The organism is Paenibacillus sp. TC-CSREp1 (assembly GCF_050171015.1).
Lineage (GTDB): Bacteria > Bacillota > Bacilli > Paenibacillales > Paenibacillaceae > Paenibacillus > Paenibacillus silvae.
Genome location: NZ_JBNOKM010000009.1, coordinates 308,434 through 332,587, shown reverse-complemented (window position 1 = coordinate 332,587; position 24,154 = coordinate 308,434). Strand labels below are relative to the sequence as shown.

General features: G+C 48.8%; 24 protein-coding genes and 1 pseudogene. 1 reads left to right on the top strand and 24 read right to left on the bottom strand.

From position 1 onward, the window contains the following. The 5 genes and pseudogenes from ACQSGY_RS16265 to rplS form a co-directional block, all read right to left on the bottom strand. Window positions 1–1,287, bottom strand: a pseudogene (locus ACQSGY_RS16265) (hypothetical protein); the annotation flags it as partial. Between the two features lie 31 nt (window positions 1,288–1,318). Further along, complete coding sequence (locus ACQSGY_RS16260; RefSeq protein WP_427052630.1) at window positions 1,319–2,023, bottom strand: ribonuclease HII; 705 nt, start codon at window positions 2,021–2,023, stop codon at window positions 1,319–1,321. 414 nt (window positions 2,024–2,437) lie between these two features. After that, window positions 2,438–3,301 carry a ribosome biogenesis GTPase YlqF gene (gene ylqF, locus ACQSGY_RS16255; RefSeq protein WP_110893198.1) on the bottom strand — a complete coding sequence of 288 codons (864 nt, stop codon included), beginning with the start codon at window positions 3,299–3,301 and terminating at the stop codon, window positions 2,438–2,440. Between the two features lie 35 nt (window positions 3,302–3,336). Next, window positions 3,337–3,957: a signal peptidase I gene (gene lepB / locus ACQSGY_RS16250; RefSeq protein WP_111269987.1), complete on the bottom strand. Its 621-nt coding sequence runs from the start codon at window positions 3,955–3,957 to the stop codon at window positions 3,337–3,339. 301 nt (window positions 3,958–4,258) lie between these two features. Further along, window positions 4,259–4,600, bottom strand: coding sequence for a 50S ribosomal protein L19 (rplS, locus tag ACQSGY_RS16245; protein ID WP_110893202.1), 342 nt, complete (start codon window positions 4,598–4,600; stop codon window positions 4,259–4,261). Window positions 4,601–5,001: 401 nt separating this feature from the next. Here rplS and ACQSGY_RS16240 point away from each other — a divergent pair, with 401 nt between their 5' ends. Next, on the top strand, window positions 5,002–5,949 hold the full coding sequence (locus ACQSGY_RS16240; protein WP_427052629.1) for a polysaccharide deacetylase family protein: 948 nt from the start codon (window positions 5,002–5,004) through the stop codon (window positions 5,947–5,949). A 121-nt stretch (window positions 5,950–6,070) separates the two neighbouring features. Here ACQSGY_RS16240 and trmD read toward each other — a convergent pair whose 3' ends face one another. The 19 genes from trmD to ACQSGY_RS16145 form a co-directional block, all read right to left on the bottom strand. Then, on the bottom strand, window positions 6,071–6,832 hold the full coding sequence (gene trmD, locus ACQSGY_RS16235) for a tRNA (guanosine(37)-N1)-methyltransferase TrmD (protein ID WP_427052628.1): 762 nt from the start codon (window positions 6,830–6,832) through the stop codon (window positions 6,071–6,073). 1 nt (window position 6,833) lies between these two features. Beyond that, complete coding sequence (gene rimM / locus ACQSGY_RS16230; RefSeq protein ID WP_427052627.1) at window positions 6,834–7,346, bottom strand: ribosome maturation factor RimM; 513 nt, start codon at window positions 7,344–7,346, stop codon at window positions 6,834–6,836. 301 nt (window positions 7,347–7,647) lie between these two features. Next, a complete protein-coding gene (locus ACQSGY_RS16225) occupies window positions 7,648–7,878 on the bottom strand; it encodes a KH domain-containing protein (RefSeq protein WP_024630185.1) in 231 nt (76 codons plus the stop codon). Window positions 7,879–7,901: 23 nt separating this feature from the next. Further along, on the bottom strand, window positions 7,902–8,174 hold the full coding sequence (gene rpsP, locus ACQSGY_RS16220) for a 30S ribosomal protein S16 (RefSeq protein ID WP_056700527.1): 273 nt from the start codon (window positions 8,172–8,174) through the stop codon (window positions 7,902–7,904). 54 nt (window positions 8,175–8,228) lie between these two features. Next, window positions 8,229–9,605 carry a signal recognition particle protein gene (ffh, locus tag ACQSGY_RS16215; protein ID WP_111269984.1) on the bottom strand — a complete coding sequence of 459 codons (1,377 nt, stop codon included), beginning with the start codon at window positions 9,603–9,605 and terminating at the stop codon, window positions 8,229–8,231. A 66-nt stretch (window positions 9,606–9,671) separates the two neighbouring features. Further along, window positions 9,672–10,022: a putative DNA-binding protein gene (locus ACQSGY_RS16210; RefSeq protein WP_111269983.1), complete on the bottom strand. Its 351-nt coding sequence runs from the start codon at window positions 10,020–10,022 to the stop codon at window positions 9,672–9,674. 266 nt (window positions 10,023–10,288) lie between these two features. Further along, on the bottom strand, window positions 10,289–10,936 hold the full coding sequence (gene trhA / locus ACQSGY_RS16205) for a PAQR family membrane homeostasis protein TrhA (protein WP_111269982.1): 648 nt from the start codon (window positions 10,934–10,936) through the stop codon (window positions 10,289–10,291). Window positions 10,937–11,079: 143 nt separating this feature from the next. Further along, window positions 11,080–12,087 (bottom strand): signal recognition particle-docking protein FtsY, encoded by a 1,008-nt coding sequence (ftsY, locus tag ACQSGY_RS16200; RefSeq protein WP_184180199.1) that lies wholly within the window; start codon window positions 12,085–12,087, stop codon window positions 11,080–11,082. An 84-nt stretch (window positions 12,088–12,171) separates the two neighbouring features. Next, window positions 12,172–15,741 (bottom strand): chromosome segregation protein SMC, encoded by a 3,570-nt coding sequence (gene smc / locus ACQSGY_RS16195; protein WP_427052626.1) that lies wholly within the window; start codon window positions 15,739–15,741, stop codon window positions 12,172–12,174. Between the two features lie 188 nt (window positions 15,742–15,929). Beyond that, entirely contained in the window at window positions 15,930–16,628 is a 699-nt protein-coding gene (gene rnc, locus ACQSGY_RS16190) for a ribonuclease III (protein WP_110893220.1), read from the bottom strand. 13 nt (window positions 16,629–16,641) lie between these two features. Continuing rightward, window positions 16,642–17,880 carry a beta-ketoacyl-ACP synthase II gene (fabF, locus tag ACQSGY_RS16185; protein ID WP_188593108.1) on the bottom strand — a complete coding sequence of 413 codons (1,239 nt, stop codon included), beginning with the start codon at window positions 17,878–17,880 and terminating at the stop codon, window positions 16,642–16,644. Window positions 17,881–18,056: 176 nt separating this feature from the next. Further along, complete coding sequence (acpP, locus tag ACQSGY_RS16180) at window positions 18,057–18,290, bottom strand: acyl carrier protein (protein WP_024630176.1); 234 nt, start codon at window positions 18,288–18,290, stop codon at window positions 18,057–18,059. 151 nt (window positions 18,291–18,441) lie between these two features. Next, window positions 18,442–19,191, bottom strand: a complete 750-nt coding sequence (gene fabG, locus ACQSGY_RS16175; protein ID WP_111269978.1) for a 3-oxoacyl-[acyl-carrier-protein] reductase — start codon at window positions 19,189–19,191, stop codon at window positions 18,442–18,444. A 40-nt stretch (window positions 19,192–19,231) separates the two neighbouring features. Continuing rightward, a complete protein-coding gene (fabD, locus tag ACQSGY_RS16170; protein WP_427052625.1) occupies window positions 19,232–20,164 on the bottom strand; it encodes an ACP S-malonyltransferase in 933 nt (310 codons plus the stop codon). A 25-nt stretch (window positions 20,165–20,189) separates the two neighbouring features. Then, window positions 20,190–21,179: a beta-ketoacyl-ACP synthase III gene (locus ACQSGY_RS16165; RefSeq protein ID WP_111270071.1), complete on the bottom strand. Its 990-nt coding sequence runs from the start codon at window positions 21,177–21,179 to the stop codon at window positions 20,190–20,192. 8 nt (window positions 21,180–21,187) lie between these two features. Beyond that, complete coding sequence (gene plsX / locus ACQSGY_RS16160) at window positions 21,188–22,183, bottom strand: phosphate acyltransferase PlsX (RefSeq protein WP_145402803.1); 996 nt, start codon at window positions 22,181–22,183, stop codon at window positions 21,188–21,190. After that, entirely contained in the window at window positions 22,180–22,797 is a 618-nt protein-coding gene (fapR, locus tag ACQSGY_RS16155) for a transcription factor FapR (RefSeq protein WP_145402804.1), read from the bottom strand. Before fapR ends, plsX begins: the two co-directional genes overlap by 4 nt. A gap of 369 nt (window positions 22,798–23,166) precedes the next feature. Continuing rightward, entirely contained in the window at window positions 23,167–23,340 is a 174-nt protein-coding gene (gene rpmF / locus ACQSGY_RS16150) for a 50S ribosomal protein L32 (RefSeq protein ID WP_090923906.1), read from the bottom strand. Between the two features lie 65 nt (window positions 23,341–23,405). Continuing rightward, window positions 23,406–23,912, bottom strand: coding sequence for a YceD family protein (locus ACQSGY_RS16145; protein ID WP_111269974.1), 507 nt, complete (start codon window positions 23,910–23,912; stop codon window positions 23,406–23,408). Window positions 23,913–24,154: the final 242 nt, after the last annotated feature.

The following is a 24,154-nucleotide window of genomic DNA, read 5'->3' as shown; positions in this document are numbered from 1 at the left end:
TGTCGCGCCGGGATGGGTGGGGGCGGCAGGGGACGCGCTGCGCAGCGCGTCCAGCAGCGCTAGCAGCTTGGGCGCCAGCTGCACTGGCGTAGGCGCCGCTGGCGCGGCCTGCCCTGCTGCGGACTGCGTTGCCGCAGCAGCAGGCGTGTCAGGGCGGCCGTCTGCACGCACGGCCGCTGCTTCAGGCTGGCCGGCGCTTCCGCGGCCAGCCACAGCTTCCGCCGCCCCCGGAGTTCCCGGGCGGCTGCCACTCATGCCCGTGTCCGCAGCTCGCGGGCTCTCCGCGGGTATTCCGCTACCCGCCGGAATACCTGCACTGCCTCTGCCAGCCGCATCAGCTTGGCTGGCAGCCCCTTTCGCGCCTGCCTCAGGACTGGCCTGCGTCTGACTCGTCTGCTGCGGCATGCTGCCCTTCGACATCTGACTCACATCATCAGCGGCAGCTTCTCCACCATTCGCTGCCGCTGCAGCATTAGCAGCTTGCGTAGTCTGAGTCTGCTGCTGCGAGGACAAAGCGGCTGCCCCTGGCATTCCCGCCGCCGGGCGATTTACAAGGGCCGCCACTGTGACTGCTTCCCCTTCTGGGTGGACAGCTGCAGCAGGAAGCGGCGCAGAAGTTCCCGGCTGTCCCGCTACAATCCCCGGTTTGGCATTGGTCGCTGCCTCTCCTCCCGGAACCGGTTTACCTGTTGTCTGAGAGAGCAGAGACTCCAGTTGATCCGCTAATCCGCTCAACAACTGATGCAGCGGAGGTCCAAATACAGTCTGATGTAATCCTTTTACTGTCTCTGCCGTCACAGGAAGTCCGCGCTGAAAAGCAATCCCCGCTGCCTGTACCCATTCTTCCACAGGCACTTGGGCAGGTTTGGCTGCCATCATCGTTTGTACCATCGCTACATTATCCTTGGTCAAAGGCAGACCGCTGCGCTGCATCGATATCAGCAATTCCCGGTTATCCTTGGTGTCAGGCAGACCAACCTCCTGCATAAGATTGTTTAATGAAGCCTGCGGCAGCTCTGTCAGAGAACCCGCAACGGGCTTCATAACGGTCATGCCATTTTCACCTGGAGGCTGAACCTGAAGCAGTGTTGTTTCGCCCGGACGGAGTGGAGTCTCCAGTTTGGCACGTACCTGCACACCTTGAATCTGCAGCACGGCCTCGCCCCCATCATCCGATACACTGACCACAGAGCCACGAACAACCTGACCCTCCTTTAATTCGAGCGGCTTCGCATTCCCTGGTTTGCCGTCTCCAATCAAACCACGAATCATAGAGCTGATATTCAACTCTCTCCCCCTCCTTCCGAGATGTTCTATTTCAAAACAGCGTTTGCTGCTCTCCTAACAAATTACCGAGAAAACTGCGCCGATGCATCGGCGTAGCCCCGAGTGCCATAATCTGTTCGCGATGAAATTGCGTAGCATAACCTTTATGTACCGATAAACCATATTCCGGGTATAACGCATCCCATTCTCCCTTGCACAAGCGATCTCTCGTTACCTTCGCCACAATGGACGCTGCCGCAATAGATTGACTGTTCGCATCCCCTTTAATAATAGACAGCTGTGGAATATTCACATCTACCTTTTCAGCATCGACCAGAAGATAGTGTGGGGTTTCACTAAGTGCCTCTACAGCATGTTTCATCGCCAGTCTAGCCGCCTGTTTAATGTTCATTCGATCTATCGTCTCGGCATCCGCATATCCTACGCCAACAGCCAGTGCGTTCTCCATAATAATGTCATACAGGGCTTCGCGCTTTTTTTCGGACAGCTTTTTGGAATCATTAACCCCTTCCAAAATAATCCCTGGAGGTAAAATAACTGCAGCCGCAACGACATCCCCAAACAAACAACCGCGCCCTACCTCGTCTATCCCGGCAATATATTCAAAGCCGCTACCCCAATATTCCCGCTCATACAACAACAGGTCCTGCGGTTCGCTCGCTTCCTTTTTCTTTTTCTTTCGTTTGCCCGGCTGATCGGGCAGCTGCAGCTCAAGCATTTCATCGTTGACAGCCATGTTTTTCATCTCCTTTATACCTGATTCATACAGCAATGTGTTTCATGCCATCTATTAAACATTAGACGTTCACACTCGTATCTTTGTTTCGATGGAGTCCAGTCACTGCACAACGTTCCCTTGTAAAAAGGAATACAAAAACATTGTGATGTCTTCATTTATCGGTTATTTTCATATGAAATTGAATACATGCAAACAGATGTTTCTACAAATTTGCACCACCAATTATCATAACATGATTGCGAGACTACTCATATACAGAAGAATCAATTCCACCAAGCACACTTTACTTCAATTCTCTTCCAAAAACACGTTATTTCATCTAGCATTGACCCTTGCTCTGAATACAAAAACGACCGTTCCCGGTAATCCGGTAACGGCCGCTTCCTTCGGCTTTTGTAATGCTGTCTCTACTTAATAAGGAGCTTCCATTGAGAAACGTCCCATCTTACCTGCGCGTAACTCCCGCAAAAACGCCCGCGATGCCTTCTCCAGATCAATACGCCCACCACTAATGACACAACCGCGGATTCGGCCAACCTGTTCCATGATGGCAATTACGCTGTCGGAATCGTCTGCATCCCGGGAGAACTCCTGAAGACCGTATCGCTCTTCAAGCGCATCCCAATAATAACGCATCAGATAACTGATCCCAAAAAACGCAATGTCTTCCGCATTCAAAATTTCTTCTTTGATTGCACCCGTCACAGCAAGACGGTAACCGACATTTTGATCTTCAAACTTCGGCCACAGAATGCCGGGTGTATCCAGCAGTTCCATCTCCTTGCCCACTTTAATCCACTGCTGGCCCTTCGTTACACCCGGGCGATCTCCTGTCGCAGCAATGCTGCGTCCAGCCAGCCGATTGATTAATGTCGATTTGCCTACGTTTGGAATACCGACAATCAACCCTCGAACAGCACGGGGATTAATGCCTTTTGCCAGTTGACGGTCGATCTTCTCCTTGAGAAGAAGTCTTGCCTGAGCAGGAATATCCTTTACATTTGTGCCTGTGGAAGCATCCACAGGAAAAGCAGTAATGCCTTCTTTTTTAAAATATTCAATCCACTCCTGCGTCACCTTGGCATCGGCCAAATCCGACTTGTTCAGCAAAATCATACGTGGTTTATCCATCAAAATCTCGTCGATCATCGGATTACGGCTGGAGACAGGCAGACGGGCATCCAACAGTTCGATGACCACGTCAATGAGCTTCAACTTGTCCTGAATCTGGCGTCTGGCTCGGGTCATATGACCTGGAAACCATTGTATCGTCACCTTGTCTTCACCTCATTTAATACATACTTTGAATGTTAGTGGTTGATCCACTTAATCTCTCCAATTGGCCAGAAAATAACATCCGCACGGCCAATAATATCTTTTAATGAGACATAACCGATCATCCGGCTGTCTGTACTGTTCGGACGGTTGTCTCCCATAACAAACACATGCCCTGCCGGCACCTTGCCATCCGGGAATTGTTCATTCGGGAAATCCTTCACGTTATACGTACCGCCATTCGCCTCGGCTGCATCGATAGCACCCTGGATATAGGTTTCGTTAACCTTCTGTCCGTTAACCGTTACCGTATCTCCCTGAACCTGCACCGTATCCCCAGCTACCGCAATGACACGTTTAATGAAATCCCGTCCTTCGGAAGGTACATGGAAGACGATAACTTCACCACGCTTGGGCTCACGAATATCGTACAGAATTTCATTGACAATGACACGTTCTCCTGTCGAGAAGTTCGGCTGCATGGACGGCCCGTCCACTACAAATGGTTTGAAGAGCAGCCAGCGAATCAGAATGACCAGCACCAATGCAATCACAATAGCTTTCAGCCACTCCACAATTTCATTTTTCGCTTTTTTGGATCGATTATTTTTTTCTTCGGCAGGTATGCCCTGGTCCTGTTGAACTTCTTGTTCCATATTAAGATCTTCCTCTCTTCACAGTACATGTTTATAGCAGAATACATCCAGTCTTTTGCCGCATCCCAGCATCAAGCATAGAAAGCAAAAAACTCCACTCAGTTATGTAATTCTTGCAGCCAAGCATTACAGTACATTCAACCACAATTTTAAATGCCTTTGATAACTGATGTCCAATCCTCCCGGACTTTACGCCGCATATCCGCCATACCATTTTACTCGGAAGTGTACCTCCGGTTCAACTTTTCCCGGACAAAAACGAAAAGGGCTTGTCTCCAAGCCCTTCCCGGTATCCGTTATATTAACGAATTTCTTTAATTCTCGCTGCTTTACCGCGCAGTTCACGAAGATAATAAAGCTTCGCACGACGCACTTTACCACGGCGAGCCACTTCGATTTTCTCGATTTTAGGGGAATGAAGCGGGAAAGCTCTTTCCACACCTACACCGTAAGAAATTTTACGAACTGTAAAAGTCTCACTGATTCCACCACCGCGACGTTTAATCACAACACCTTCGAACAATTGGATACGCTCACGAGTTCCCTCGATTACCTTAACGTGCACTTTCAAAGTGTCACCAGGACGAAAACTCGGAATATCTTTGCGAAGTTGTTCTTGAGTAATCGCTTGAACGATATTCATCTATGACTCCCTCCTTCCGTACAGGCGTTCATACTTCTTCCAGAGATCACCTTGTCTCCTTCATTATCCATAGAGGACCGCCGTATTCCACACAACAGACTTATTGTATCATGTGGTATATCAAAACACAAGAAAAAATAAACAGCAATTTGCAGCATTACAGCAATCTGCGCAACAAACACTTCCCCTGCTTTTACACGGGAGGCTGTAAAATGCAACTGATTTCCTATAATAACTGCAGAAGTAATTTCCAATAGGATGAAAAGTCAACCTCTCAACAGGATAAAATAATGTAACTTTCAGACATAGAAGATCGTCTATCATGTAGTAAAACGCTCGTTCCGCGAGCCACTTATACAAACTAAAGACATAGATGAATGTTAAAGGAGAAACAGAGAAACATGAAGTACACGAAAAAAATTCTGCTTGCCGCCGCTGCCTTGCTCACATGCACCATTACTTTATACGCATATGCTGTCAATCATCCAACGAACGCCTTATCCCACAAAGCCTGCTCGTCCTGGAATATCGTACAGCGCAAAATGTTTACATTCTCGCATCCTGACTTTTCCATGCGTTCCAAAATCGATCGCTCAAGCTTTGTTGTCAAACCAGGCACGGCTACAGAAGTCCCGGTGCTCATGTATCATTATGTTACCCCTCGCTTGGACAATCGCGAGCCTCACAATAAATCAGTTATTGATCTGGACTCATTTGAAGAAAATATGAAATATTTGTACGATAACGGGTATAAGACAATCACCCTCGACCAGCTTGAAAAGTATGTTAACGGCGAGATTTCTTTGCCAAAAAAATCAATAGTCATCACCTTTGACGATGGATACCAGAACAATTATACGTTAGCTTATCCGGTGCTCAAAAAATATCATTTCCATGCTTCTCTTTTTGTGATTGGAAGTCGAATTCAGCCCAAACCGGTGGATTTTAACCCTAGCAAAAAAAGCGATATTTCCTGGCCTGAGATGAAAGCCGGAAGTGATGTATTTGAATACAACAGTCACACCTACGACCTGCATCACAAAGGTTATATGGTGTGCGGAGACGATCTGCCCGTTACTCTGGATACCAGCCTGCTGGATCACGATATTGAACAAATTAAGCACATTGGTATCAATACGCCATATATCGCTTATCCATACGGGTACTTTAGCCAACAGATGATATATAAGCTGCATCAGCATGGATATCGCATGGGGTTCACGGTCAGACCCGGATTCGTTCATCCCGGCGACTCACCTATGGTGTTACCCCGCTTGACCGTTACCAGTGATACCGATATGGCCACCTTGCTGCGCACAGGCTCCAACATCCTCAGTGAGAAGCCCTAGATCAGCACTCAGGGTAGTAGCCTGATTCTCATTTCCACCTAATGCAAAAAGCCGATAAGCACAGCCTTAGCTGTCCTTTCGGCTTTTTCTTTTCGAAGTATAGCTTGCTCTTCATCTTATACTATTTCTTCTCGCGTTCAGCCTTGTACTGTTCAAGCCATTTGCGTTCCTTATCGGTCAGCTCCGCCGTCTCCAGCAGCTCAGGTCTGCGCTCCAGCGTACGAATCAGAGACTGTTCTCTACGCCAGGCCTCAATATTCAGATGATGGCCCGATAGAAGCATATCAGGTACCTTCATGCCTCTAAAATCAGGCGGACGCGTGTAATGGGGATATTCGAGCAGGCCTGTACTGAATGAATCCGTTACTGCACTTGTCTCGTTCCCCAGCACACCTGGAATCAGCCGCACAATGCTATCAATGGCCACCATGGCCGGAAGCTCACCGCCAGTAAGCACATAATCGCCAATGGACAGTTCATCCGTCACCAGAAATTCACGGATACGTTCATCATACCCCTCGTAATGACCACAAATAAAGATCAGATGATCCTCCTGAACGAGTTCCTCCGCCTTCTTCTGCGTGAACGTTTCACCCTGCGGACACATCAGAATAATCCGCGGGGCTTTCATCTCCGCTGCTTCTTCTCCGCGCTGCTCCAGTATATCTTCTACCGCAGCAAAGATCGGGTCAGGCTTGAGCACCATGCCCCCACCGCCGCCATATGGTGCATCATCCACAGTATTATGTTTATTGGTTGCGTAATTGCGGAAATTGGTCGCCCCAAGCGAAACCAGCCCTTTGGCCTGTGCTTTTCCTAAAATGCTTGTACCGAATACCCCGTCGAACATTTCAGGAAATAATGTTAAAACATCCACCTTCATGTTACAGCAGTCCTTCCATCAGGTGAATCTTGACCTGCTTTTGTTCCACATTCACATCCAGTACAACATCATCAATGACCGGAATCAGCACCTCTTTACCTGCCGGTGTTTTGACTACCCATACGTCATTGGCGCCGGGTGTTAAAATTTCCGTAATGGTACCAAGGGTTTCTCCTTCTTCTGTGATCACAGCACATCCCACGATCTGATGGAAGTAATATTCGCCTTCTTCCAGTTCGGCCAGATTTTCCTTCGATACCTTTGCCATTCCGCCTTTGAACTTTTCTACTTCGTTAATATTGCCGTATTCTTTCAGACGAACAATATACATATTTTTATGCAAACGTGCAGACTCCACTGTAACCGGCACCGGCCGATCATCCGAAGTAAACAGGAACAGCTCGGCATTTTTAGCGAAACGAACCTCAGGAAAATCAGTCAAAGGCATGATTTTCAATTCGCCGCGAATCCCATGTGTATTTACAATTTTACCTACATTCATAAACTCTGCCATACAATCCTCCTACGGTATTCAATCAAAATAAACAGGCACTTCGACTCTCGTACGGCCGTTCCGGCGACGGTTCGTTCTTCCGATCGCTGTTACCCCCTCATTTTTTGAACTATTATAAAAGGCGAAAATGAGGTGATAAAGGCGAACGCTAACGCTTCTCCAGAATCGATTCCGTCCCCTGCACTACTCCGAAGTAACTCATACCACAAAATATTTTAATTCAATAACTAATCCAACATATTAAGTTCAGCATGCACGAAAAGGGGCTAGGACATGCATCCTAACCCCCTTTCGTATATCTTTAAGATATGATATCAACGGTAACCCGTTTATCCATCTTAACTGCTGCTGATGTGACGACCGTACGAAGAGATTTTGCGATTCGTCCCTGTTTTCCGATCACCTTTCCGACATCGTCGGGATGCACCGTTAACTCGTAAACGACAAGCCGGTCTTTCTCAACCGTCCGAACCGCCACATCTTCCGGATGATCGACCAAAGCCTTAGCAATTATGCTTACTAATTCTTCCATAGATGACCCTCCGAATCAGCACCTTATTTAGATAATTTAGACTCGTGGAATTTCTTCATCACGCCCGCTTTGCTCAGCAAGTTGCGGACAGTGTCGGATGCTTGCGCACCGTTTTGAAGCCATTGCAATGCTTTATCTTCATCGATCTTAACAACAGCCGGTTGTTCAACCGGGTTGTAGTAACCGATCTCCTCGATAAAACGACCGTCACGTGGGGAACGGGAATCCGATACCACTACGCGGTAGAAAGGAGCTTTGTGAGCACCCATACGTTTCAGACGAATACGAACTGCCATTTGAAAATTCACCTCCTTCAATGAAATCTGGTTCTCATGTAAACTGCTATTCAATCAACGGAAAGGAAACTTCATTCCTTTACCAAGACCTTTGAGCTGTTTCATCGCTTTGTTTTTGCCGCCTTTAGGGCCCATCATATCCGAGAACTGCTTCATCATACGGCGCATCTCATCGAACTGCTTGATCAGACGATTCACCTCTGCGAGCGATGTTCCGCTTCCGGTAGCAATCCGCTTCCGGCGGCTATGATTGATCATGTCCGGGTTACGTTTCTCTTCGGTTGTCATGGAATACACAATCGCTTCGATCCGGCCCATCTGCTTGTCATCCACCTTCAGGTCCTTCGCTTGCTTCATCTTGCCCATACCCGGAATCATATCCATGATCTGGTCAATCGGTCCAAGCTTCTTCACCTGATCCATCTGCTCCAGGAAATCTTCGAACGTAAACTCGGCATTACGCATCTTACGTTCCATTTCCTTCGCTTTCTCGGTATCAATGTTGGACTGTGCCTTCTCAATCAAAGACAGCATATCCCCCATACCGAGAATCCGTGAAGCCATACGTTCCGGATGGAATGGCTCCAGTGCATCCAGCTTTTCTCCCAGAGAAGCAAACTTGATCGGACAGCCTGTAACTGCTTTGACAGACAATGCCGCACCGCCGCGTGTATCACCGTCCAGCTTCGTCAGCACAACACCAGTCAGATCAAGCTGCTGATTAAAGTGCTCTGCCACGTTAACCGCGTCCTGACCCGTCATACTATCGACAACAAGCAGTACTTCATCCGGATTCACAACACTGTGAATCTGGCGCAGCTCTTCCATCAGTTCCTCATCGACGTGCAGACGTCCTGCTGTATCGACGATTACATAATCATTGCCGTTATCCTTGGCATGCTGCAGGCCCTGGCGAGCAATCTCCACCGGGCTTGTCTGGTCACCAAGGGTAAATACCGGTGCTTTAAGCTGTTCTCCAAGCACCTGCAGCTGCTTAATCGCAGCCGGACGGTAGATGTCACCCGCAACCAGCAAAGGTCTGCTGTTTTGCTTCTGCAGCATTTTCGCCAGTTTACCGGACGTTGTTGTTTTACCCGCACCTTGTAAACCAACCATCATGATCACTGTAGGCGGTTTGTTTGACTTCGCCAGCTTGGCCTGACTTCCACCCATGAGCTCCGTCAGCTCTTTGTTAACAATGTCAATGATGACCATTCCGGGTGTGAAGCTCTCCATTACTTCTTTGCCGACAGCCTTCTCTTTCACTTTGGCGATGAATTCCTTGACCACTTTGAAGTTTACATCCGCTTCAAGCAATGCCAGACGTACTTCGCGCATCGCTTCGGCTACGTCCTCATCAGACACTTTGCCTTTGCCGCGCAGCTTGCTGAACACATTCTGCAGTCGGGTCGTTAATCCTTCAAATGCCATGATCCCACCTCCTTTAAGCTTACTTACGTTTGTCAGATCGTCTCGTCACAATTCATTGTGCATTGGTTACTCACTCAACTGTGCAACGAGATCGTGTATTGGTTTGTTGTTATCCATCGTAACGCCAGCGCGTTCCAATGCTTGCTGTAACTCTTCAAGGCAGCGGCTGCGTCTCTCATACTTCTCCAGCAAGCCCAGCTTGCTTTCGTAGTTTTCCAGCACTTGCTCAGCACGCTTGATATGCTCATATACCGCCTGGCGGCTGATCTCAAACTCGGCTGCGATCTCGCCAAGTGAAAAATCATCATGAAAGTAATACTTCAAAAAGGTTTGCTGCTTCTCTGTAAGCAGCGATTCATAAAAAGCAAAAAGCAAGTTAATCCGGTTTGTCTTCTCAAGCCGGTTTTCTTGACTCATATCGGGGCACTCCCTTCGTCAAGGAAAAACACTTTACACTCTTGCAACGTTCCTAATAATACCTAAATCTAATCAGTATGTCAAGCAAAAATACTTGTCACAATAAAAAGAGCAGCAATTCTGGATCTCTAACGAACCAAAACGCCGTTGCGAAGCGATTTCCAAGCCCTTTTTGCCTGTTTGCCATACCACTACTGACCTGATGCATCCCGCCTGAAAAACAAAAAACGAAACGTCTCGATACGACGAGGCGATTCGTTAGACGTTTAGCGAAGTGGAGTCAAATAGATCAGCACGGCAAAGAAATGCAGAATGCTGCCGGCCAGCACAAACAAATGCCAGATGGCATGGTGAAACGGAAATGCTCTCCACACATAGAACAGTGTGCCCAGTGTATACATCAGTCCTCCACCAACCAGCAGCACGATGCCTCCCGTTGGAATGGCCGCTATAAGCGGATTCCAGGCTACAACGATCAGCCAGCCCATCGCGATGTAAAAAATCGTGGACATAAACAGAAACTTCTTTGTAAAGAAGGCTTTAAAGATCACCCCGGCGAGTGCAATGCCCCAGATGATGCCAAACAAGGTCCAGCCCAGCGTTCCGCGGACAGCGATAAACAAAAAAGGTGTGTATGTGCCTGCGATAAACAGATAAATGGAGGAGTGGTCAAAAAACTCAAACAAATCCTTCGCTTTTCCCTCTTTGAGCGCGTGAACCAGTGTTGAATTCGTATACAGCAGCAGCATCGTAATGCCATAGATCGTAAAGCTGACCACGTGCCAGGCGGTGCCTTTCATACTGGAAAATACAATTAACAGCACTAAGGCAGCTACACTGAGTGCTGCACCAATGCCATGTGTCACTGCATTAGCAACCTCTTCACGTCGGGAGTAAGTATAGGTATTGGCCATATCAACCTTCCTTTCTGACCCACTACTATCTCAGTTATTCTCATTATACACGTATTGCCGATGACATTACACGTGAGCTCTCACATGATGCAGCGGCAATACGATGAATAGTTCTATTTTGGTTCACACCTTGCTGATCAGGCTTAATTATTCTCGCCTTCAGCGTCCTCTGTCTGCTGCTCCTGGATTAATCCGGCGAATAAGGCATGTACAAACTGCTCGGAATCAAACTCCTGCAGATCATCAATTTTCTCCCCGAGTCCAACCAGCTTCACAGGTAAATCCAGCTCTTGACGAATGGCGACAACAATTCCGCCTTTTGCGGTTCCATCCAGCTTGGTGAGCACCAGACCTGTTACACCGCTCTTCTCACCGAAAAGCTTGGCCTGATTCAATGCATTTTGACCTGTAGTTGCATCCAGCACCATTAACACCTCATGCGGAGCACTCGGAATTTCACGTTGAATGACACGATAGATTTTGTTCAGCTCATCCATCAGATTTGTTTTATTTTGCAAGCGACCCGCCGTATCACACAGGAGCACATCTGCTCCGCGCTGCTTGGCAGCCTGCACCGCATCATACATAACAGCCGCAGGATCAGAACCGGATTGCTGCTTGATCACATCAACACCTGCGCGTTGTCCCCATACTTCAAGCTGCTCAATTGCTCCGGCACGGAACGTATCCCCCGCAGCCATAATTACTTTTTTCCCTTGCTGCTTGAAGCGATGAGCGAGCTTGCCAATGGTTGTTGTTTTACCAACACCGTTCACACCAACAAACAAAATAACGGTAATGCCATCCGGATTCATTTTCAGCTCGTTATTTTGCTCGCCACGAAGCAAATCCGTCAGCTTCTCTGATAATACAGGCTGCAGCTCAGCTGCATCTTCAATCTTGCGTTTTTTCACCTCTGCACGCAAGTCTTCAATCAGATTCATGACGGTATTGACGCCTACATCCGCTCCGATCAGAATTTCTTCGAGCTCCTCATAGAATTCCTCATCTATTTTTTTGCGGCGAATGACCAGATCGGTTACTTTTTCCACAAGCCCTTTACGGGTTTTCTCAAGTCCGTCCTTGAACTGTTTGGTCACCGATTCCGTTTTACTTGCAATGCTGTCTCTCAGCTTTTTAAAGAAACTCATAAAGCCCCTCCATCGTGTGCATAATTGAATCGTAATGGTGTGCAAAACATTTTAATAGCTGTACTCCAAGTTTCACCAGCCGAATCAGGCGATTTCAGCTTCCTCATCCTCCAGTTTAACCGAAACCAGCTTGGAGACTCCGCCTTCCTCCATTGTAACTCCATAGAGAACATCTGCTTCTTCCATCGTCCCCTTGCGGTGGGTTACAACGATGAACTGTGTTTGTTCAGAGAATTCACGCAAGTATTGAGCAAAACGAACAACGTTCGCTTCATCCAGCGCAGCCTCGACTTCATCCAGTACGCAGAATGGTACAGGCTTCACATGCAAAATGGCAAACAGCAGTGCCATAGCCGTTAAGGCACGCTCTCCACCGGACAACAGCTGCAGATTTTGCAGCTTCTTGCCTGGCGGCTGGGCTACGATATCTATTCCCGTTTCCAGCAGCCGTTCCGGGTCCATCAGCACAAGGTCAGCACGCCCTCCGCCAAACAGCTTCGTAAACACGGTGCCGAACTCACGGCGAATCGCATCAAACGTAAACTTGAAGCGCTTGGCCATCTCGTCTTCCATTTCACGAATCACCTGATACAACGTCGTTTTGGCTTCGACCAGATCATTTTTTTGCTCATTCAGGAATTCATAGCGCTCATTAACCCGCTCGAACTCTTCAATGGCCCCCAGATTCACATCGCCAAGAGCGGATATGGCACGTTTCAGCTTCTGTACCTCGGCCTGCGTGCTTTCCACATCCTCGGGAACCGGATAACGCTCTTTGGCAAGCTCGTAACCGAGCTCGTATTCATCGGTCAGCTTGCGCAGAATGTTTTCAAGCTCTACATCGAGGCGGTTCACCGAAATTTCGGTCTGGCGCAGCTGTTCTTCCACCGCTTTGAGCTGTGTTCGCTGCTCCTTTGTCTCACTCTCCGCCAGCTCAAGCTTCTTGGACAATTCACTCCGTGCTGCTCGTTTGAAATCCAGCTCCTGAGAGGCATTTGCCTTTTTCAGCTTGTATTCGTTCAGATCTTCAATCTGCTTCACACTTTCGCTCTGCGTTTTCTTGAAGTCTGCTTCCATCGAAGCCAGAAGTGTACGATTTTGCCGCAGATCCTTGACGAGTGATTCCACCTCGCGCTCCAGTCTGCGCAGCTGTTCCTCATTGGAGAAACGCTCCTGATCGAGCTTGCCTTCACGAACCTTCAGTTCAGTTAACTGGCTCTGCAGCTCTTCTTTGGCTGACTCATTGGCTTTCCGGGCAAACTCTGCCGCATGAATCGCACGATGCGTAGCCTTTTCCTCTTCCTCCAGCTGCTCCAGCTTTTTCTCCGCTTCAATCCTGGACTGATCGAGCTCCTTGATCTCTTCCGTAAACCCGCTCTTCTCCTGTCCTGCTGCAGCAACCTGCTCCAGTACATGACGCAGTTCATGCTCAATCTGCTTCATCTCCATGGAGGCCTGCTGCTCTGCATTCCGGGTATCATCACCAGACTGACGGAGCTGATCCAGCTTGTCCTGACACTGCTCTAACTGCGCTTTGACATCATCTACACTCCGGTGCAGCTTCACAATCTGCTGCTCGGTGTCCAGAATATCCTGATCCAGCTGGTCCAGCTGCCGCTTGCGGCTGAGCAGACTGCCGTTTTTCTTATGCTGACTGCCGCCAGTCATGGAACCACCGGCATTAACGACATCGCCCTCCAGCGTCACCACACGGAAACGATATTGGCAGCGCGCTGCGATTTTATTAGCAAACTCCAGCGTTTCTGCAATAATAACATTGCCAAGCAGGCTGCCAATAATCGAAGCGTATCGGTCCTCGTATTGCACAAGCTCGGCACCGATACCAACAAAACCTTCCATCCCCTCAACCATGGAGCGTTCACCTGCACCGATGGCACGAGGGCGAATTACGTCCAGAGGCAGAAAGGTCGCGCGTCCCAACTGACGCTGCTTCAGAAAGGCGATGGCCTGTCTTGATACCGCTTCATTTTCCATAACGATATGCTGCAGGGCAGCCCCCATGGCCGTCTCTACGGCAAGCTCAACCTTCTCGGGCACTTTGACAAGCTCAGCCACCGCGCCATGTACACCATTCAGTACACCTTTACGTGAAGCCTTGAGCACTTCCTTGACCCCAAGCATAAATCCGTCAAAATCATCCTGCATCTCTTTCATCGTATCCCGGCGGGACACCTGGGCCTCACGCTTTTGCTCCCATTTACGCACCGTGCTGCGGCTTTCCTCGAGCAGCTTCTGCAGCGACTGCAGCCGCTCGCTTTCCGAAATGTAATTTCCGCGCAGCTCGCTGATTTCCTTGCCTAACTGAACTACCTTTTTCTGGATTTCAGCTTTACGGCTTTCCAGCGATTCCTTCTGCTCTTCCCATTTGCCGGATTCCTCTGATGCACGGTTCATTCTGCGCTCCAGCGTTTCTTTCTGCTGGTCCACATAACGGATTTCGTTTCGCGCCTGCGCCATCTGATTCATAAGCTCCAGCAGGTTTCCTTTCAGACTTTCCTCCTGCTGCTGACTGATGCCACCTGTTACGCCCACCAATTTGGCTTCTTCTTCGGACAACCGGTTTTTCACATCAGCCAGTTCAAGCTCAAGCTTGCCAAATTTCTCACGCAAAGCAAGCAGCTCGGCTTCCCGTTCACGATGTTTCTCTTCACTCACCGTCAACGTTTCCTTCAACTGCTCCTGATTCGCTTGTAGATGACGTGCACGTTCCCGAAGCAGCTCTCCCAGCCCTTCGCTCTTCTCCGTTGCCTCGCTGAACTGCAGCAGGGCCGCTTGAAGCTCCTCGGTCTCGGTTTCCAGCTTGCGCAGTGCATTGCGATCATTTTCAAGCTTCGCATCATGAGTAGACACAATGGCAGCCAGGCCAACTTCCTCCTGTTTAAGGGACGCCAGTCGTTCACTTGCTTTGCTCCATGAAGCATGAATCTGTTCAATCTGGTACACGTACATCGAAATTTCTTTCGATTTCAGCTCTGCACGCAGCTGTTTATAATGCACTGCCTTTTCGCACTGCTCCTTCAGCGGCCCAATCTGGTCCTCCAGCTCGGTTACGAGATCGTGGATACGGAGCAGATTTTGTTCCGTCTCATCCAGTTTGCGCGTAGCATCCCGTTTGCGTGATTTATATTTAACGATTCCAGAAGCCTCTTCAAAAATCCCCCGGCGATCCTCAGAGCGAGTGCTCAAAATCTCCTCAATTCGTCCTTGTCCAATGATGGAATAAGCCTCTTTACCGATACCGGTATCCATAAAGAGTTCGGTAATATCTTTCAGGCGGCAGGATTGTTTGTTAATAAAATATTCACTATCCCCGCTGCGATGCACACGCCGGGTCACGGTCACTTCTCCAAAATCAAGAGCTAACGCATGATCCTCATTGTCCAGTGTAAGCGAAACCTCACCATAATTGACCGCCTTTCGTGCATCACTGCCTGCAAAAATAACATCCTCCATTTTGCCCCCACGCAGTGATTTGGCACTTTGCTCACCAAGCACCCAGCGGATGCCATCAGAGATATTACTTTTTCCGCTTCCGTTCGGGCCTACAACAGCTGTAATGCCACGAACGAACTCCATTTCCGTTTTGTCGGCAAATGACTTGAATCCACCCAACTCTATTCGTTTCAGAAACATAGGGCTTCTCGTCACCTCCTCTTGCAAATTTCAAAATCATGCATTCAGCGCGATTAAAGATCCGAAAATACTTCCCGAGCCTCTTTACAAAAAAAAGAGCAAAAAGCAGTCCGGCCAATTACTTCCGCCAGGGCGGACCCGCGGGCTGCTCTTTGCTCTTCGTTTGTCTATGCGCCGCCTTGTACCGTTCAGGCCTCCGGAAGCTTCAAGCGTTCAAGCGCCGCGGATGCTGCTTGTTGTTCCGCTTCTTTCTTGGAACGTCCCGTACCTCGGCCAAGCCGTTCCTGACCCATATGGACCTCCGAGACAAACTCACGTTCATGGGCTGGTCCCCGCTCCTCAACGATCCGGTATTCCAGAGCCCCCATATTGTGATGCTGTGTAAGCTCCTGCAACTCTGTTTTATAATCGCTCATTTGCAGCTTGCTGCCAACCACGATTAACGGAAACACATGCTGATCCAGAAAAGCCCGCACAGGCTCAAGACCCTGATCAAGATATAATGCACCTATAAATGACTCGAACACATCGGCGAGAAGAGCCGGACGTGTACGTCCCCCGGTTAATTCCTCACCTTTACCAAGAAGTACATATTGTCCAAAACCGAGTGCTTCAGCAAATTTGACGAGGGAAGGTTCACAGACAATGGAGGCCCGCATCTTTGTCAGTTCACCCTCCGGACGGTTAGGATACAGATGATACAAGTACTCCGATACAGTCAGCTCCAATACAGCATCGCCCAGAAACTCCAGACGTTCATTATCCTGATGTTGACTGAACCGATGTTCGTTTACATAAGAAGCATGGGTAAACGCTTGTTTTAGAAGCTGTCTGTTGTCAAATTTGATTTGAAGTTTTTGTTGTAACTGCTTCAGATCTTCACTCAAACGAACTAGCCCCTTATGCTTCAAATTTTTTGAGAATAATGGTAGCGTTGTGACCGCCAAATCCAAATGAATTAGACATCGCCACATTGACTTTAGTTTGACGTGGAACGTTCGGTACATAATCCAGATCGCATTCAGGGTCCTGATCCTCCAGGTTAATCGTTGGAGCCAGTGTCTGATGTGTCAGAGACAATCCGCAGATTACCGCTTCTACACCACCTGCAGCGCCAAGCATATGACCTGTCATGGATTTGGTAGAGCTTACAGCAAGCTTGTACGCATGATCGCCAAACGCTTTTTTGATTGCGAGCGTTTCTGAACGATCTCCAACTGGCGTTGACGTTCCGTGTGCATTGATGTAATCCACTTCTTCCGGCTTGATGCCTGCGTTGCGAAGTGCCATCGTCATACAACGTGCCGCTCCATCCGGGTCTGGTTCTGTCATGTGATGAGCATCGCCCGTCAGACCATAACCGATAACCTCTCCATAGATACGCGCTCCACGTGCCTGAGCATGCTCCAGTGATTCCAGAATCAGAATACCTGCACCCTCACCCATAACAAATCCGTCGCGACCTGTATCAAAAGGACGACTCGCTTTTGCAGGATCATCATTACGTGTAGACATCGCACGCATAGCACAGAAACCTGCCAATCCCGTAGGTCTGATGGTCGCTTCCGCACCGCCGCAGATCATCGCATCTGCATCCCCGTTGGCAATCAGCTTGAATGAATCGCCGATGGAGTGTGTTCCTGTAGCGCAAGCAGTAACCACGTTAATGTTCGGACCTTTAGCACCTAATGAAATCGACATCTGGCCAGAAGCCATGTTTGAGATCATCATCGGGATAAAAAACGGGCTGACACGTTTAGGCCCCTTTTGCAGGAGTGCATTGTGCTGGTCTTCCCAGGTTCCCAAGCCGCCAATCCCTGAACCAATGGATACGCCAAAACGCTCTGCATCAATGTTCTCGTTAATTTTCAGACCACTGTCCTCCACCGCCTTGAAGCCGGCAGCTACAGCGAACTGAACGAAACGGTCCATTTTGCGCGCGTCCTTACGATCCATATACTCTTCCGGGTTGAAATCCTTGATCTCGGCTGCAATCTGTGTCGTGTATTCACTAACATCAAACGCCTCAATCTGAGAGATTCCGGACTTGCCTGCCATTAAACTGCCCCAGAACGTTTCCAAATCTTTTCCGAGCGATGTCATTACGCCCATTCCGGTAATTACGACTCTTTGTTTCAACCGACTCACCTCTATATCGACTGCATTACGCAAGTATTTTGTGGGAATAGCCGCAGACGGCTATGCTTTACATCTTTCCGAAGATCAACGAAGCATAATCGTCTGCGGGATGTGAAAAACCAATGAATGATGAGAAGTCCCGCCTGTTGAACAACAGGAGCGGGACTGAATTGACTTTAGGTATGAGATTGTATGTAGTTTACAACTTCACCTACGGTCGTAATTTTTTCTGCATCTTCATCAGAGATTTCCAAATCGAATTCATCTTCCAATTCCATGACCAATTCCACTACATCCAAAGAATCAGCACCCAAATCTTCTTTGAAAGATGCTTCAAGTGTAACTTCAGCTTCGTCTGCGCCCAAGCGGTCGACGACGATGCGTTTTACACGCTCCAATACATCGGACATCCGGTTCACCTCCTCCTAGGTATTATACGAGAATCGCAGGCAAAATGCCATAGAAGACATATGCGGCTCCCGGCCGGGGAACCCGGCCTTTTTCCGGCATTTCGGATCGTCCAGCGCCTGTTCCCCGACTTTGATTCAAGTCCAGGAATGTTTACATGTACATGCCGCCATCGACATGCAGTGTCTGACCTGTCATATAAGACGAAGCCTCTGACGCAAGGAATGTAACAACACCGGCAATTTCATCCGGCTGTCCCAGACGTGACAACGGAATGCCGCTAAGCATACCATCAACCAGTTCCTGAGACAACTCTTTTGTCATATCGGTTTCGATGAACCCTGGCGCAACACAGTTTACGGTAATTCCGCGAGAAGCCAGCTCACGTGCAGAGGCTTTGGTTAAACCGATAACACCAGCCTTGGCTGCAACATAGTTCGCTTGTCCGGGATTACCGAGCACGCCCACGACAGAAGAAATGTTAATAATTCTCCCCGAGCGCTGCTTCATCATTGGACGAGTGACTGCCTTCAGGCAGTTAAACACCCCTTTCAGATTCGTTTCGATGACTTGATCGAACTCCTCTTCTTTCATACGCATGATCAGGTTGTCCCGAGTGATTCCGGCGTTATTCACCAGAATATCAACGTTCCCCCACGCATCAAGCGTCGTTTTGACCATCTGTTCCGCCTCATCCATCAGACCTACATTAGCCTGAATTGTAATGGCCTGAACACCTTTGGCCCGAATCTCTTCGGCTACAGCTTCAGCGGCAGCCTGACTGCCAGCATAGTTGACAGCTACATTTGCACCAGCTTCAGCCAGAGCAAGTGCAATGCTGCGACCAATACCACGCGATGCTCCAGTTACCAATGCATTTTTACCTTCTAACGGTTTAGACATAACCATTCCTCCTCTCCCTGAATCTACACAAGTTGAACTCTTATTTCAGAGCTGCTGCCGTTGCTTCCAACGTTTCAAGACTGTTTACATTGTATAGTTTTACGGTTTTATCTGTTTTTTTAATCAAACCGGTCAAAACATTGCCTGAACCAATCTCGATAAACGTATCCACACCCTGCTCAATCAGCCATGTCACACTGTCTTCCCATAAAACCGGAGAATAGACCTGTGTCGTCAGCAATTGTTGAAATTGTCCCTCTTCCGCAGGACGAGCCGTAACATTGGCCACCACAGGAACCTGTGCAGGTGAGAACGTAACCGTGCTCAGCTTGTCTGCCAGCTTCTCTGCTGCGCCTTTCATTAATGAAGAGTGGAACGGACCACTCACTTCAAGTGCAATAGCACGTTTGCCGCCCGCTTCTTTCACCCGTTCCGAAACGGCAGCAACGCCTTCTTTTACACCCGAGATGACAATCTGCCCCGGACAATTGATGTTGGCAAGTTCAACCGCATGACCACTCCCGGACACATCACGGCAAAGCACCCCCAGCGCTTCCCGATCTGCACCCAGAACAGCAGCCATGGCTCCTTGTCCTCCTGGAACAGCCTCTTCCATGTATTGACCACGCGCGCGAACAATCTGAACAGCATCCTGGAAGGAGAGAACTCCCGCAGCTACAAGTGCGCTGTACTCACCCAGACTATGTCCTGCTGTATAATCCGGCTCGATCCCTTTCTCTCTGAATGCCTCCAGCAAGGCAATACTTGATGTGAGCAGAGCCGGCTGTGTATTGGATGTCTGTTTCAGCTCAGCCTCTGGTCCTTCAAAGATCAGGCTGCTCAGCGAGAAGCCTAATGCTTCATCCGCTGTGCGAAAAATTTCTGTGGCAGCAGGCACGGACTCATACGCATCCTTCGCCATACCTACCGTCTGTGATCCCTGTCCAGGGAATACAAAAGCGATTTTACCCATTTCATTCATCCTCCAGCTGTCTAGTTTACCATACGAGTACGGATGCGCCCCATGTCAAACCGCCGCCGAAACCAACCATCAGAACGGTATCTCCAGCTTTCATGCGTCCTTCTTCAGCAGCTTCAACCAGTGCCAGCGGAATGGATGCAGCCGAAGTATTCGCATATTTATCCACATTCACAACGACTTTCTCTTCAGGAAGCTCTAGCCGCTGCATTGCGGATTGAATAATGCGGACATTCGCCTGATGCGGCACGAACAAATCAACGTCTGTACGATCCATACCGGCTTTGCGAAGCACCTCAACGGTTGCTGTCCCCATTACACGAACTGCAAATTTAAACACTTCACGACCGTTCATGTAGATATAATGCTTTTTATTCTCCACCGTCTCTGCACTTGCTGGCAGACGTGAACCGCCGCCTTCGATCTGAAGCAGGCTGCCACCTGCACCTTCGGCACCGAGATCAAATGCTTTGAAGCCGCGGCCTTCCGGTACTTCACCGACAACGACAGCGCCGGCTCCATCCCCGAAGAGTACACAAGTGTTGCGGTCTGTATAATCTGTAATACGTGACAAGCAGTCTGCTCCGATGACGAGCGCATTGTTGTACATACCGCTCTGGATAAAGCTTGTTGCTGTTGCAAGGCCGTAAACAAAACCGGAGCATGCAGCGGACAGGTCAAATGCAGCTGCTCCTTTTGCCCCAAGTTTATCTTGCAGAATGCAGGCTGTCGAAGGGAAAGAAGAGTCCGGTGTAATTGTTGCAACAATAATCAGATCAAGGTCACTGCCTGTCATGCCCGCTGATTCAAGCGCCTTTAACGCCGCCTCATACGCCAGATCGGATGTCGCTTGATCCGGTGCAGCGATATGACGTTCTTTAATGCCTGTACGGCTGACAATCCATTCGTCATTCGTATCTACCATTTTTTCCAGATCACTATTGGTTAAAATTTTCTCAGGCACATATTTACCTGTACCGATAATCCCTACCGGGCGTAAATTATTCATATCGTCACTCACTTCCCGCTAATTTCCTTAGATATGCTGTCCACCAGCTGATTTTGCACTGCAATCCGTGCCTGACGCACCGCGTTTTTGATGGCATTGCCATCAGCCGAGCCATGGCTTTTCACGACCAGCCCGCTCAAACCAAGCAGCGGGGCACCGCCGTGCTCCGTGTAATCCAGCTTGCTTTTCAGGCCGCGCAGCTCTGGCATCAGCACAGCGGCAGCCAGTTTATTTTTGAAGGATGAAGTAAACTTTTCTTTGAGCAGTCCGAAGATCGCTCCTGCTGCACCTTCCAGCGACTTCAGCAGAATGTTACCCGCGAATCCATCGCATACCAGCACATCACAAGCTCCTGTAAGTACATCTCGCGCCTCAACATTGCCAACAAAACGAATGGGCAGCTGCTCCAGCAGCGGATAAGCATGTTTGGTCAGCTCGTTACCCTTGCCCGCCTCTGTTCCAACATTAAGCAAACCCACACGAGGCGACGCAATCCCTTGTACCTTTTGCCGATACAAACTGCCCATCAGCGCATATTGCGCCAAATGTTCCGGTTTGGCATCCATATTCGCGCCCAGATCAAGCGCAAGCACGCCCACATCATCCATCGTTGGAATCATAGGGGCAAGTGCCGGTCGCTCGATGCCTTCCATACGACCTACAACGAGCAATCCCGCAGTCATTAACGCTCCGGTATTGCCCGCAGAGATCATGGCATCCGCTTCACGCTCTTTGACCATTCGCCCCGCTACAACCATCGAGGAATCCTTCTTGCGTCTTACCGCTCTTACCGGCTCATCCTCTGCTCCGATGACTTCGGAAGCATGCCGAACACTCAAGTTGGCCGGTCTTGCTCCTGACTGACTTAAAAGAGGTTCAAGCTGGGCTTCATCGCCAACCAGGACGATCTGTGTATCCGTCCATTCCGTAGCGGCAGCAACAGCGCCTTCCACGGTTGACGCAGGGGCGTTATCTCCCCCCATTGCATCAATGACGATTCTCATTCCAAATGCCCTCCTTCTTTGCTGTCTTCTCCATCTGAATGATAAATAACAAAATTGCCCTGGAACACCATTTCTTCTCCAACATAAGTGAACACTTCAACCTTTGCTTTGCCCTTTTGTCCCGGGATTGATTTCACATAGGCTTTGGCAATGCATTTCTCGCCTAAACGAACCGAGCGCACGAAACGTATATCAGCGGAAGCGGTTAGTGCGATCTCGTCATTAATGACGGCTACAGCCAGTGAGTTGGCTTGTGCGAAAACGTAGTGCCCACGCGCAATGCCTGTTCTGGAGAAAACATGCTCTTCCTTGATCTCAAATAGCGAAATGCCGCTCTTATCCAGCTGCAGATCGACGATATCACCAATAATTTCGTGCAGGGGCAAAGAGCGCACCTGATCATACGACCGCTCCGCCATAAGCTTCATACGTTCCCGAAGCTCAGGTATTCCGAGTTCCAGTCTGTCAAGACGGATCGTCTGAATACTTACCTTCAATTGACGTGTAAGCTCCTGATCGGTCACAAACGGATTCTCATCTATCATTTTCGTTAATTGCTGCTGCCTCTGTCTCTTCGGTAATCGCTCGATGCCTGACACCCCCTGCTGTATCATTTCCAGGACCACTCTTTGATCCGTTCAATCTGTAAATCCCGCATCTCTATACAATATAATCTCCGATCAACCAGAGCTGTTTCTGACGAAAGTATATGTTTATCTGTATGTAACGTCAAATCTTAGAACCTGGTACTAAACTATAGTATATCTCATCCTGTGTCAAAAAGAAAGGCTGGTCTAACAAAATCCACATCTCTACAGCAAAGTGTTCTGCAGCAATTTCATGTAACATCGAACGGCATGCCGCAATGGGATTTCTGTTCACTTCAAACGATTCCAACAACTCTCATTCGTGATGTGTTCCAACCATGCAAGCATAAAAAAGCAGCACCTCATCAAAATGAAGTGCTGCTCCATGTCCAGCTATTATTGAGAGATGATCTCTCTTGCTTTGTACGTTCCGCACACTTTGCACACGTGGTGAGCAAGCTTCAATTCGCCGCATTGTTCACATTTCACCATGCCCGGTACAGCCAATTTAAAGTGAGTGCGACGTTTGTCGCGACGCGTCTTGGACGTTCTCCGTTGAGGTACTGCCATTATTCCCACCTCCTTATCAAAATCAACCTTTGCAGGTAGTTGTTACGTTCGATTTTCAATCATGCTCATTTAAAAAAATCCTTGAGTCCTGCAAGCCGCGGATCGATAACCTGGTTATCACAACCGCAGTCACCTTCGTTCAGCTCATGGCCACACTTGGGACAAAGCCCCTTGCATGTATCGCTGCAGAGCGGTACAAACGGAAGATCCAGCAGAAAAGCTTCCTCGGCATAACCTTTCAGATCAACGCTATCCTCATCCACATAGAGGGTATCATCATCTTCCGGCAATTGCTCCGGTTGTTTTCCCTGCTTGAATTGCTCATGAAAATCAATATGAAAATGTTCACTAAGCGGCTTCAGACAACGAGAGCACAACATGTCCGCTCCTGCCGTCAATTTGCCGTGAACATCCACAACGTTACCCTCTCTGCTCTCTGCGAACAAATCCGCTGTCAGCGGGGTAACGGCTGTGATATCTTGTCGGTTAGAAACCAGATGTTTGATATCCCACTGTTCGTTAAAATGCAGGGGGCGATCACTGGTTGCCACTTTGCGAAATGGCATTAACATGTTTCATCACTCCAAACGAAACCAATTTCATAAATAGTTGTCCAGACGAATGGCGGCAATATACAGTTCAAGATGATCCTAATATGTGCGTTCATTCCTGACTGTATGTAATCCGGCTTTCACCCGCAGATAGATTTATGAAATTGACTTAACAAACAAAAATCATTATACCGATTTCTAAAGAGGTTTGTCAACACTTTTAACTTTACACCCTATCCGAAACCGATATTCCTGATGAACTC